Genomic DNA, 12,896 nt, shown 5'->3' on the forward strand with positions numbered 1-12,896 from the left:
TGCTGGCCGTGAGTCATCCATCCGTTATAGTACAGAAAAAGCGGCCATTGGCCGCTTCTTCTGTACTATTCGGCTAACCTGTTGAAGCCGCTCCACTTGTCAAATCTTTTATTGATTAAAGCTCCCTATATATTTGAATGAGTTTATGTGCTACTGTATCCAGATCGTGATGCTGGAGCGCGTAATTGCGACTACGTTCTCCAATGGACGGCAGAGTGGCAGGGTTTTGAAGCATCGCCTTTAGTACATGATACACCGTATCTGGATTAGCGCTAATAATTGGGAGATCGTGCGGATACTTAACCTTGAGATCATCTCTAATAAAACATACGACCGGTTTGCCCATCGCCATGGCCTCTACACTAACATGTCCGTAAGCCCCTATGAGCAATTGATCGATGACAATGGTCGCCTTCTGGTAGAGCTCCATCGCCTCTTGGTGAGGATATCCCTCTATCAGGGTGAAATCAAAATCGAAGCCGTCCTCTCTCAGTTGATCAACCGCAGCCATAATAAACTCGCTTCCTTTAACTCCCTGATGGGTTGGCGCATGAACGATATGCGGCTTGGTGCCAGCGAGTGGATAATGAGTCTGAAACTTTTTGGCTTCGATCGCATGCGGCAGAATATGAACCTTCTTATAATAGGGCTCAACATATGACAATAATTCGTGATCGTTCACGATGGCATGATCAATATAGTGTGAGAGATAGGAGAGATTGTTACGAATCTTATCTTCTTTTCTCCATGAGGACTTTACCCTCACATAGGGATTATGAAAACCTTGTGCAACGGATAACATACGAACCTCGGACCCGCGATGATTCATAACCAGCTTTTTGCCGCGTGTTTTGAGCATATCCAAATCTCTTTTATCGGGGTAAAAGGTTTCGCCAAAATGAAAGTGGAAAATATCGTATTTTTCCATTGCCTCCTCAAATAAAGCCTTTTTCTTTTCTTTGGCTTCGCTCGCTGGATAATCGGTAAAGTACACTTGAAGATCAGCCAGGTATGAGTAACGATTGTCTCTCAAACTGAGCGAAGTAGCGTTAACACCTAAATTCCGTAAGGCTTGACTTAACGTGCTCATGCCAATACCGTATGGCAGATGCAGAACCTTCAAATGAAACCCTCCTCCTCTAGTAGAACCCGATTTCCTCTTCTTAAGTTACTATATTCGACCTTTTCGTTATGAGCTTGGACGATGGGGCAGAATATACGAACACCCGGTAGTGAGACGAATATGAAATATATGCTAATATAATAGAGGTAAACTACTAAATCCATTTATGGAGGGCGTACGTATGAACGAACAATTGCAGCAAGAGGGATACTTCGGAGAATTCGGGGGAAGTTTCGTTCCGCCAGAGTTGCAGGAAGTGCTCGGTTATTTGAGTGAGCAATTTAATAAGTTCAAGGATGATCCGGAATTTAAGGAAGAGCTTAGTTATTACCTGCGCGAATATGTGGGACGCCAGAGCCCGCTGACGTACGCAGAGCGATTGACCGAGGCGTGGGGTGGTCCTAAGATCTACTTAAAACGCGAGGATCTGAATCATACTGGCGCACATAAAATTAACAATGCGATTGGCCAGATTCTGCTCGCTAAACGAATGGGTGCCAAACGGATTATTGCCGAGACTGGCGCTGGCCAACACGGCGTTGCAACGGCCACCGCTTGCGCGATGTTCAATATGGATTGTGTCATCTATATGGGAGCCGAAGATACGCGTCGTCAGGCACTGAATGTGTTCCGGATGGAGCTGCTAGGCGCTACTGTTGTCCCGGTCGATAAAGGTCAAGGCAGACTAAAGGATGCAGTGGATGAAGCACTAGGCGATCTGGTACGCAATTATAAACATACATTTTATTTGCTAGGTTCCGCAGTTGGGCCGCATCCGTTCCCGACGATGGTCAAGCACTTCCAAGCCGTCATTAGTGAAGAATCGAAGCGGCAGATTCTGGAGAAGGAAGGTCGATTGCCGGATGCGGTAATCGCTTGCGCAGGAGGCGGCAGCAATGCGATTGGCGCGTTCGCCCACTACATCGATGAGCCGAGCGTTCGTTTGATTGGCGTTGAGCCAGATCAAGCGCCTACTTTAACCGAAGGTGTTCCTGGTATCATTCATGGCTTCAAATGTTTGGTGCTGCTGGACGAGAACGGCGAACCTCGGAAGACATATTCGATAGCCGCCGGCTTGGACTATCCTGGTATCGGACCTGAGCATAGCCATCTGAAGGTGACGGGACGGGCTGAATATGCCACCGTTACGAACGAAGAAGTGCTTCAGGCATTCCAAGAGCTTTCCCGTACGGAGGGAATTATCCCGGCTCTGGAAAGCGCGCATGCGGTGGCTTATGCCAAGAAATTGGCGCCGACGATGGATCGGGGCGGGATTCTGATTGTGAATCTGTCGGGTCGCGGCGACAAGGATGTTGAGCAAGTGTACCAGATGATCAAGTAGTGCCAACTAATTGGTTATACTTGTTCTTGGACTATCAATAGCACGACCTGCATGTTATATTTACAGCACAAAGACTGGAAGGAGTGAGGACAATGACGACAATGATGATGGTGAAGGCTTTGGTTGACGGCGGCGCTCCTCACGGCTCAATGTGCTAAACGTTTGAGTTTATGAGCGAATTGCCCCGGAATCCAAAGGATGGTTTCCGGGGCTTTTCTATGTCTTTTTTACTTATAGCCGACATGGAGAAGCTGCCGATAGTAATGACACTATTGCGGCTTCTTTGTGTTATCCAAAACAATTATTGGAGGAATTACATTTGGAATTAACCGAACTAGGCTGGAATGACTTGTTCCAGCAACACTACGAGCCGTTCAAGGATCGTGGTTATCAGGCAGGACGTATAACGATGGAGCATCGGGAATTGTACCATGTTGCCTCGGCATACGGAGAGACGCTTGGTGAGCTGGCTGGCAAGCTGAGATTTGCGGCAGCGAGACGTACCGATCTTCCTGCTGTCGGCGATTGGGTAGTGATGAAGCAGGAGGCGGACCGTGCGATCATTCATGCCGTCTTGCCGAGAACAAGTAAGGTAGCCCGTAATGTGGCGGGATCGCAGACGGAAGAACAGATTGTGGCAGCCAATATCGATACGGTCTTTATTGTGATGGCGCTGAATCAGGATTATAATCTCCGCAGAATGGAACGTTATCTTCTCTTTGTCTGGGAGAGCGGAGCGAGGCCGGTTATCGTCCTCAGCAAGTCGGATCTTAGCGATGATGCGGATCGGCAAGTTGCGCAAGTGGAGGCGATCGCGCCTGGCGTCCCCGTGCATGCTGTCAGTGCACCGACGCAAGGGGTGCAGGCACTGGAGCCTTATCTGATCCATGGCCATACGATGGCGGTGGTCGGCTCGTCGGGCGTAGGCAAATCGACGCTTATTAATGCCCTGGCCAATAAGGCATTGCAGAGGGTCAATGACATCCGATACGGGGACGGCCGTGGCAAACATACGACGACGCATCGCGAGCTCATTGTATTGCCTCAGGGCGGAATTATCGTCGATACGCCGGGCATGAGAGAGCTTCAGCTGAACGCTTCGGACGAAGGTGCTGGAGCTGCGTTCGAGGATATTGCAGCGCTTAGCGAGCAATGCCGATACCGCGACTGTCAGCATCGGCGCGAGCCGGGCTGCGCGATTCGGAGCGCTATCGCTGCCGGTGAGCTGGATATGAAAAGGTATCAGAACTATATCAAGATGGAGAAGGAGCTGGCTTACGCGATGCGCAGGGAACAGCAGAAGGATAGACAGTTAAACAAAAGGAATCGCAAGTCGGGGGGGAGGGAGCGGACGAATGAATAGTTGGCATAAGGGATTTACTGATGATCGTTTAGCGGAGGCAGCGACTTGTTACGGGATTCGTGGGAACGAGATTGCCAAAGTCGGCGGATTTGAGAATTTGATTTATGGCATGAATCAACAGGGCGACAATACCATCCTGCGGATCACACACACATCACACCGAACAGAGGAGCAGGTACAGGCGGAGCTGAACTTCGTTCTCTATCTGGCTGAATGTGAGGTCAATGTCTGTAAGCCGCTGCCTTCGCCAAGCGGGAGATTAATCGAAAGAATAGCAGGTGAGAGTGGAACGTTCCTGGCAACGGCATTCGAGAGGGCGCCTGGAGGGCATATCTATGGAGGTCAAACGGAGTGGAATGATTCGCTGTTTGCAGAGTGGGGGCGTATAACGGGACGCATGCATCAATGCGCCTTGAACTATATCAGTCGGGAAGGCGGCCCGAATAGAATGACGCAGGATGAACCCCCGTACGAGCCGGCGCCAGATCTGCCTGAAGAGGAGCGGATGTTATCCCAATCCTTCAAGCTGTACGAGGAACGGATTCTGCGACTGCCTAGAAGCCGCTACCGATACGGAATGTGTCATCGGGATCTGCATCATGGCAACTTCTATGTCGATCAAGGCCGCATCCATGCCTTTGACTTTGATGATTGCGGTGACGACTATTTCGTGCAGGATATGGCCATGGCTGTGTATTACGCTGCGACATTCCCGCAATGGAGCACGCCGGCGTCAGGGAGAGAGCAGACGACCGAAGCGGCCAAACGATTTTTTGCCCATTTCATGGAGGGGTATGCAAAGGAACGCTCCGTGAGTTCGCAGGAGCTGGAGCAACTGTCGCTGTTTGTTGAGAAACGACGGATCGATTTGTGTATGATCTTACTGAACGAATGGAGAAAAGGGACGGAAGCGCAGCAACATTGGCTGCGATGGAATATCGAAGGGATTGCAAACGGTGAGCCCTGCATGGATCTGGAGCTTGGATAGAGGGAGTGCGGACGCGTATCCTTTCATTAGAAGAGAGACCGTCCCACGGGGCAACGGTCTCTCGCTTTGAGGATTACAGATATGATTACAACTGAACGGGCTGCTTCGCCGCCAACGAACGGTATCCTGCGAGCGCAACCTCTGCAGAGCGCATGCCGTCTTCGCCGCTGATCGGAACGTTCTTGCCGCTTAACAATGCTCCTACGAAGTCGCGAACGAGCTGCTCATCCATGTTGTCACCCCAGAAGCTCCACTGTCCAGCTCCGATCCCACTGCTGTACAGATCATTTTTCTGACCAAATCCATCAATGGAGATCACGCCTGCAGTTCCTATAATCTCCATGGTTACATCGCCCCAAGTCGGGAAGGGAGGGCGTCTGGACCAGCTCGTATCGATAACGCCGAATGCGCCGTTAGCGAATTTCATATGGATCATGCCGGCATCATCCACGGCGCTGCTCTCGTTAAACAATGTGGCTGCATAAGCGTAGACTTCTTCCACCTTCGAACCGATGAACCAGTTCATCAAATCCATGACATGGACGGTATGGTCAAGGAGTGCTCCGCCGCCGGAAAGCTTGGGATCAGTGAACCAGCCGCCAGGGAAGGAGCCGCGATTCGTACCCTTGATCGCAACAATCTCGCCGATGTCTCCGCGATCGATTACCTTCTTGGCTTCGATAACGGAAGCCAGATATCGGCAAGGGAAAGCCGTCATCAGCTGGACCTCGTTATCGCGGCAAGCATCGATCATAGCCTGCATTTCGTCTGTCGTAATGCCAAGCGGCTTCTCGCACAGCACATGTTTTCCTTTACGAGCTGCCGCAATCGTCATCTCCGCATGATAGACATTCTCGGAGCAGATGACAACCGCATCGATATCCGTATCCAGAAGGCTATGGTAATCTGCGTAGAAGGGGATCTGATGAGTGGTGATAAGCGATTCTACCCGATCGTAAACGGAGTCGGCGATACCCGATATTTCGACCTCTGACAGAGCGTGAAGCTGTTCAAAATACGAAAAAGCATGTCCGTGGGCAAAACTTATCATTCCGATTTTCAGTTTACGCATGGTTTTGTCCTCCTTGCAGATGAACGGCTTTGCCTGTACGAACGCTCTCGAGTGCCGCTAGAGCCAGCTCCAATGCCCGATAGGCATCTTCGGGCGTAACGATCGCTTCTTCACCGGTGCGAATGCATTGTACAAAATGGTTCAGTTGCAGCTCGTATGGACTATGGAAGCCGGGGCTGCTCGATATGGAATCGGAAGCGCCGTCTTGGTTTGTTTTGAATACCTGGAGCGAGCTGTTTTTTAAGCTATTGGCAACGACAATGCCTTCGCTTCCCGCTATTTCGGCCTTGGTATGGAAGGGGCCAGGGAATCCCCAGTTCGCTTCTACGTTCGCGACAACTCCGCTTTCGAATTGAAGTGTGACCAGGGCGTAATCGAGTCCTTTTTGATTACGGTTCAAGCCATAGACTGTCGATACCTCGCCGAGCGTCCATCTCAAGAAGTCCAGATCATGGATCATAAGATCGACGATTACGCCGCCGCTTTTGTTCATCTGGGCAAACCAAGGCTTGGAAGGACCGGGATGTGCACCGATACGACTAGCGTGTGCGACGCCTGGCCGTCCGATACGGCCTTGTTCCAGCGCTTGCTTCATATTCACATACTCGGGGAAGAACCGAACGACATGCCCGATAAACAATCGAACGCCATTCTCTTCGCAGCAGCGTATCATGTCAGCGGCATCTTCGAGCGTCAGCGCGATCGGCTTCTCGCAGATGATATGTTTGCCAGCTTGGGCGGCGAGCAGGGTATATGCCTTGTGCAGATGGCTAGGAAGCGTAATACTAACGACTTCAAAATCGGCTTGTGCAAGCATGGTCTCGAAGCTGGAATAAGCGCTGGCACCTGTAATGGAAGCCAAGTGCTCGGCACTGGACAACTGGTCATCGCAGACGCAAGTGAGCTCTACTCCGTTCATATTCGCATAAATATTTGCATGGACTTGTCCCATGCCGCCACAGCCTAATACGGCAATCTTCATCACAATAGCTCCTTCGCTTCGTATATACTTGTATATGAAAAGATGATACATTTTGGATGGGCAGAAGTATATGCGGGTATTTAACCTGTTTGTATCCAAATTTATCATTACGTAGATGGGGGGAGTTATCGTGGATTTTTTTCAAGAGCCCATTTATTATCAGAACCCTCAACTTTGCCTGAAAGCCAGCATTTTCACGCAGCCTGTGGAACAGAATACGTTCGTGCCATTGTGGCATTATCATAAGGAAGTTGAATTCATTTTAGTCCTCGATGGTGTTCATGAAATCGATATGCCTGCTCATTCGCATGTGCTGAATACGGGAGATGTGCTGGTAATCGGCTCCTCTCAGATTCATAGACCGCGATATCCGGCCAACAGGGAAGTGACCTACCTAGTCGTTCATGTCAACTTCGAACCGTATTTTGATCCCGCGACGATGAACTACTCTCGGCACTTCATGGAGATGATCAATCCCCTTGAAGAATTAAATTATATCTTTCGGGAGTCAAGTCAGGTGCAGAGCGAGACCGCTGCGATTCTGCTCGATATTCATCACGAGATTGCCACGCAGCAGAAAGGGTATGAGCTGGCAATCAGCATATCGATCAAACAACTCCTGTTGACGCTGCTTCGGAACGACGATCAGGAACGACTGCAGGCTTATGATGTAATGGATGCGGAGCTTCTTCGTAAAGTCACCGACTATGTAGAGAGTCATTTGGCGGAGAAAATCGAAATGTCTACCGTGTGCCAAGCAGCGGGGATGAGTTACGCTTATTTTTCAAAGTATTTCAAGAAGAAGTCGGGTATCTCGTTTGTTGATTATGTCAATCGTAAACGTATTGCGAAGGCGGAGAGATTGCTGGCGGTCGATAACAAAAATATAGCCGAAATCGCAAGCGAAATCGGCATTGAGAATATGGCTCATTTCTATGAACTGTTCAAACGTTATGTCGGCTGCACGCCGAAACAATATAAGACGCGGATGCAAGGATCGAATCCGGCTCATTCATTGTTGGATCCGGAGAAGTGAACGCGGATCGATACGATCTCGGCCTGTGAGCCGATCCGGATGGGCGGTCCCCAGAAGCCGAAACCGGAGGACACGATGGAGTGCATCCGCCCCTTCTGCAGGTGACCCCAATCGTTCTCGAACAGCATCTCCGTGATCAAGTTACCTGGTGCAACTTGTCCATAATGCGTGTGTCCGGACAGAATCAGATCAATGCCATGTTGCTCTGCTATATCGAATTCGACGGGCTGATGCTCCAGCATAATGACGGGACTAGATAAATCTTGACCATTCAGTAAGGTAGCGAGTTCGGCTCTCTCCGTATCGCTGTAGTCCTTGCGTCCAACAAGCTTCAGCCAGCCCCCGACGTCAATAGTCTCATCATAGAGCACATCGATTCCGCTTTCCTCAATCAGACTAATCAGCTCTTCCGTATCGCCTTTGAATCTGTCGTGATTGCCTAATGAAGCGTAGACGCCTAGTGGAGCTTGAATCTTGGATAACGTATTGCCGATGCCCTGATGCTTATAGGGAACGATGTCATCATCCACGATATCGCCAGGGAGCAATACGATATCCGGGCTAAGATCATTAATCTCCTTAACCATCCGTTCGGCGTGACGCTTGTCCGACAAATAACCAAAGTGCATATCGGATGCCATGACGATATGAAGCTCGCCTTTCTCTGGACCTTTCTTGTCGATCGTTATGCTGTAATCACGAACGGTTGGAGTGAATGCTTGGAAGCTTCCGTAAACCAGCAGGGCGACCAGTACAATCAACGTGGTGATCCCGGACCACTTCTGGACGGCATGCCGAGGAAGGCGGGTCAGCCTTGTGATCCAGACGGTCAGGTGAACGAGCGGCAATAAGAGCGCTAATAAGCTGAACACGGCGAGCCAATAGCTCCCGATAATGCTTAGAATAGCGGAACCTGCAACGACTCTGGACAAGATTAGCGAGCTCGCGAGGAAAACGAGCGTAATGATGTAGAATAGACGGAATCTGTGAGATACCGCTGGCTTGATCCATCTCCAGCCGCTCCATCCGATATAGAATACGATTAAACCATACAACGCGATGAATACGATCCCCAAGACAATAAACATGATGTCCTCCTTATCAACCTGACAGCCAGAATTGCCGAGCTTCAATCCATACGTATATGCCCCGAGCATCGTTCCATATGGGAGCAGCCGGAATTGTTTGGATCATCTATCAAATATGATACCCCAATCCGATGCCGAATGTAACGGCGTGACTTCGCGGCGTCTAAGGAGGGATCTATCTAACAAACAAGCGGAGCCGCTTCTGGCTGAAGCAGCTCCGCTTGCAAGTATAATAAGGCAGAAGGAATAAGTACGCTTAAGAATCTTGACGGTTCGTCGAGAGCTCGTTCTCGACTTGATGCCATTCTTTAATCATGGATTGGTAGAGGTGCTTTTCTTGCGTGCTCAAGCTCTGTGAATTCTGCTTCTTGAGCATAGCGTTCATCCTGTGTTTCAGTATCGTGCTCTTACGCCCCAACATGTCTACATAATTCAGTGCAATCACCCTTTCATCATGCTTTCAATCGGTCTATTCCATTATATAAAATGAAAATTCGTATGAAAAACAGCGAGGTAGAGCAAATGTCTCCATATCTAGCTGTCAGAAGGTGTGAGGTTTGCAGAGCGAGGTGCAGTCGGAAACATCCTGCCGTATTCTCTTAAATCCGTTGGGCTGCTATCCAGCTCGAGCTTGAGCAGTCCAATATCGCTGTGTATGGGTGAAGCCGAAGTATATGAAGTATATGGAACCGAGATCTGAAACTAGCGTAAAGAATTAGTTCTATGAAAATTGGCAATGACTATTACTAGGGTGCTTGTTGCAACTAGAGTAGCGATGTGTACAAATCGTATTAGAAGGGTGTTGGACATGACTCTTACCGATGACAAAAAAAACTGGAAACGTAATATTATTCTTTTCCTAAGCAGCCAAACGATTTCGTTGTTCGGCTCGGCGTTAGTGCAGTACGCGATTATGTGGCATGTAACGCTTACGACCCAATCAGGGCTGATGATGACCTTATTTATTATTTGCGGATTCATCCCTACGTTTCTCTTATCTCCGTTCGCAGGGGTATGGGCGGACCGTTTCAATCGCAAATATCTGATCATGATTGCGGATACGTTGATTGCTTCCGTGACGTTGCTGCTGGCTGTCACCTTCTTATCTGGTTATGATGCCCCGTGGCTTCTATTTGTGATTGCCGCCGTTCGTGCGCTTGGAGCAGGGATACAGACACCTGCAGTCGGTGCGATATTGCCACAGATCGTTCCTGAAGACAAACTAACGAAGGTTAACGGCATTAATGGAACTTTGCAGGCGTTAATGATGTTCGTGGCGCCGATCGTCAGCGCATCGCTGCTTAGCTTCTCCACCTTGGAGGTTATTCTGTTTATCGACGTGATTACGGCTGTTATTGCGATTTCTGTATTATTGTTCTTCCTGAAAATCCCCATTCACCAGAAGGCTTCGGATGCGCAAACAACAAGCTATATGGATGACTTTAAGTTGGGTCTGACTTACATTAAGAATCATAGCTTCCTCAAACCGTTTTTTATTTTCTTCGCCTTTTTCTTCGTATTGATGGCACCGGCGGCTTTCTTGACACCGCTGCAAGTGACGCGCAGCTTCGGAGATGATTATTGGCGATTAACGGCCATCGAAATTGCCTTTTCCGTCGGGATGATGGCTGGTGGAGCGATCATTGCATCCTGGGGAGGCTTCCGCAACAAAGTATACACAATGGCGTTCGCTAATTTTATTATGGGTACATGTACGTTATTGTTAGGTATTGTGCCGAACTTTTGGTTCTACTTATTCGTGATGGGACTATTCGGTTTAGGTATGCCGATGGCGAATACGCCGACTACCGTCCTCTTGCAGGAAAAGGTGGATCCCAACTATTTGGGCCGGATCTTCGGCGTGTTTGGGATGATTTCGACCTCCATGATGCCGATCGGAATGATGATATTTGGACCGCTCGCCGATGTGATCGAGATTGAATGGCTGCTGGTCGGAACGGGCATATTCATTTTGCTGCTGGCACTCATGTTCGTCTTCAACAAACGATTGATCGAAGCGGGCAAACCAGCCGCCGAGGCAGTATCACAGGAATAGCCAATTATCTCTGAACGTTAATGTGTTACAATGATACGAGTGATTTGAGCGAGCTCTGCTTCCCTGCAGGGCATTGAAAGAATGGAGATAGCAATTATGAGTTTGTTGACTGTTGAGCAATTATCACATACGTTTGGCGATCGGGTATTGTTTAGAAACGTCTCCTTCCGATTGTTGGAGGGCGAGCGTGTCGGACTTGTAGGGGCGAACGGCACGGGGAAGTCCACGCTTATGAACATTCTGACGGGCAAGCTGCTTAAGGATGAAGGTAAGGTAGAGTGGACGCCGCGCGTGCAATACGGTTATTTGGACCAGCATACGAAGCTGGAAGCAGGCAAGACAATTCGGGATGTGCTTAAGGATGCCTTCGCTCCATTGCTCGTATTAGAAGAGGAGCTGAACGACATCACGTCGCAGATGAGCGACGCTGATCCAGATAAGCTGGACCAGTTGCTGGTTCGTATGGGCGAGATCCAAGAGCTGCTTGAAATCGGGGATTTCTACCTCATTGACGTCAAAGTGGACGAGATGGCTAACGGTCTGGGGCTTAACGCTATTGGGCTTGACCGTGATGTCACGGCGCTAAGCGGAGGACAGCGGACGAAGGTGCTGCTTGCCAAGCTGCTGCTAGAGAAGCCGGGCGTGCTGCTGCTCGATGAGCCTACGAACTATTTGGACGAAGAGCATATTAATTGGTTGACCAATTATTTGAAAAACTATCCTTTCGCCTTCATTCTCATCTCCCATGAAACAGGATTCATGAATCAAGTCGTTAACGTGATTTATCATCTCGAATTTACGAAGATGACGCGATACTCGGCTAACTACGAGAAGTTCCTGGAGATGTCCGAGCTGAACAAGGCGCAGCATATCGACGCCTACGAGAAGCAGCAGGATTATATTAAGAAACAAGAAGAGTTTATTCAGAAAAACAAAGCGCGTGCTTCGACCTCCGGACGGGCAAAGAGCCGCGAGAAGCAGCTTGATCGGATCGACCGGATCGACAAGCCGGAGGAAGCGGCGAAACCGACGTTTAACTTCAAAGAATCCAGAACGAGCGGCAAGGTTGTATTCGAAGCAGCCGGAATGGTGATCGGCTACAATCGACCGCTTCTGCCGAAGATGGATATGGTGATCGAGCGCGGCGACAAGATCGCGATCGTGGGCTGCAACGGGGTCGGCAAGTCAACGCTGCTCAAGACGATACTTGGCGTTGTTCCTCCTCTAGACGGCACGACTTATCTCGGCGATTATCTCTCGCCAGCCTACTTCGAGCAGGAAGCCAAAGCGCCTACAATGACGCCGCTTGAGGATGTATGGAATGAGTTCTCCTCCATGAATCAGCATGAGGTCAGAGCGGCGCTGGCTCGTTGCGGACTTAAGAACGAGCATATTACGCGCGCGCTTAATCAGCTCAGCGGCGGCGAGCAGGCCAAGGTTCGTCTCTGTAAGCTGATGATGCGAGAGAGTAACTGGATTCTGTTCGACGAACCGACGAACCACTTGGACATCCGTGCCAAGGCCGAGCTCAAGCGGGCGCTTACCGCATACAAGGGCACTGTCGTTCTGGTGTCGCACGAACCTGATTTCTACGAAGACTGGGTGACCAAAACTTGGGATGTTGAAGCTTGGTCGATGCAGAGCGTGGGACGGTAAATTAGCTGTAAAACTGGATCGAGCCTATGAGGCCTGATCCAGTTTTTGTGTTTCCTCCGAATCTTTCGGTATAGGACTAAACTATCATTGCTAGATTGACGATCATATGGTTAAAGAGAGTTTTTGAAACGGTCTAGCATTCTGTGTTATAAAAGCCGCTGGATGCGCTCATACTAGATCATAATCGTCT

General features: G+C 49.5%; 10 protein-coding genes. 6 read left to right on the forward strand and 4 right to left on the reverse strand.

Going from position 1 to position 12,896, the window contains the following annotated elements:
• Positions 1 to 115: 115 nt before the first annotated feature.
• Positions 116 to 1,123: a glycosyltransferase family protein gene (locus ACX1C1_RS11235; RefSeq protein WP_458957158.1), complete on the reverse strand. Its 1,008-nt coding sequence runs from the start codon at positions 1,121 to 1,123 to the stop codon at positions 116 to 118.
• 181 nt (positions 1,124 to 1,304) lie between these two features.
• Here ACX1C1_RS11235 and trpB point away from each other — a divergent pair, with 181 nt between their 5' ends.
• From trpB to ACX1C1_RS11250, 3 genes are all read left to right on the forward strand, one after another.
• Positions 1,305 to 2,465 carry a tryptophan synthase subunit beta gene (gene trpB / locus ACX1C1_RS11240; protein WP_458957159.1) on the forward strand — a complete coding sequence of 387 codons (1,161 nt, stop codon included), beginning with the start codon at positions 1,305 to 1,307 and terminating at the stop codon, positions 2,463 to 2,465.
• 319 nt (positions 2,466 to 2,784) lie between these two features.
• Positions 2,785 to 3,828 carry a ribosome small subunit-dependent GTPase A gene (gene rsgA / locus ACX1C1_RS11245; RefSeq protein ID WP_458957160.1) on the forward strand — a complete coding sequence of 348 codons (1,044 nt, stop codon included), beginning with the start codon at positions 2,785 to 2,787 and terminating at the stop codon, positions 3,826 to 3,828.
• A complete protein-coding gene (locus ACX1C1_RS11250; RefSeq protein WP_458957161.1) occupies positions 3,821 to 4,816 on the forward strand; it encodes a phosphotransferase enzyme family protein in 996 nt (331 codons plus the stop codon). Before rsgA ends, ACX1C1_RS11250 begins: the two co-directional genes overlap by 8 nt.
• Positions 4,817 to 4,901: 85 nt before the next feature.
• Here the strand turns inward: ACX1C1_RS11250 and ACX1C1_RS11255 are convergent, their stop codons facing one another.
• Both ACX1C1_RS11255 and ACX1C1_RS11260 read right to left on the reverse strand, forming a co-directional pair.
• Positions 4,902 to 5,888, reverse strand: coding sequence for a Gfo/Idh/MocA family protein (locus ACX1C1_RS11255; RefSeq protein WP_458957162.1), 987 nt, complete (start codon positions 5,886 to 5,888; stop codon positions 4,902 to 4,904).
• Entirely contained in the window at positions 5,881 to 6,870 is a 990-nt protein-coding gene (locus ACX1C1_RS11260; protein ID WP_458957163.1) for a Gfo/Idh/MocA family protein, read from the reverse strand. The genes ACX1C1_RS11255 and ACX1C1_RS11260 overlap by 8 nt, the downstream gene beginning before the upstream one ends.
• A 130-nt stretch (positions 6,871 to 7,000) precedes the next feature.
• On the opposite strand from ACX1C1_RS11260, the gene ACX1C1_RS11265 reads away from it, so the two are divergent.
• Positions 7,001 to 7,906: a helix-turn-helix domain-containing protein gene (locus tag ACX1C1_RS11265; protein ID WP_458957164.1), complete on the forward strand. Its 906-nt coding sequence runs from the start codon at positions 7,001 to 7,003 to the stop codon at positions 7,904 to 7,906.
• On the opposite strand, the gene ACX1C1_RS11270 is transcribed toward ACX1C1_RS11265, so the two are convergent.
• Positions 7,879 to 8,994 (reverse strand): metallophosphoesterase, encoded by a 1,116-nt coding sequence (locus tag ACX1C1_RS11270; RefSeq protein WP_458957165.1) that lies wholly within the window; start codon positions 8,992 to 8,994, stop codon positions 7,879 to 7,881. The genes ACX1C1_RS11265 and ACX1C1_RS11270 overlap by 28 nt on opposite strands.
• An 808-nt stretch (positions 8,995 to 9,802) precedes the next feature.
• Between ACX1C1_RS11270 and ACX1C1_RS11275 the strand changes: the two genes are divergently transcribed.
• Entirely contained in the window at positions 9,803 to 11,050 is a 1,248-nt protein-coding gene (locus ACX1C1_RS11275) for an MFS transporter (RefSeq protein ID WP_458957166.1), read from the forward strand.
• A gap of 96 nt (positions 11,051 to 11,146) precedes the next feature.
• Positions 11,147 to 12,706, forward strand: a complete 1,560-nt coding sequence (locus ACX1C1_RS11280) for an ABC-F family ATP-binding cassette domain-containing protein (RefSeq protein WP_458957167.1) — start codon at positions 11,147 to 11,149, stop codon at positions 12,704 to 12,706.
• Positions 12,707 to 12,896 lie beyond the last annotated feature (190 nt).

The sequence above is a fragment of the Paenibacillus sp. strain BS8-2 genome, assembly GCF_054483835.1.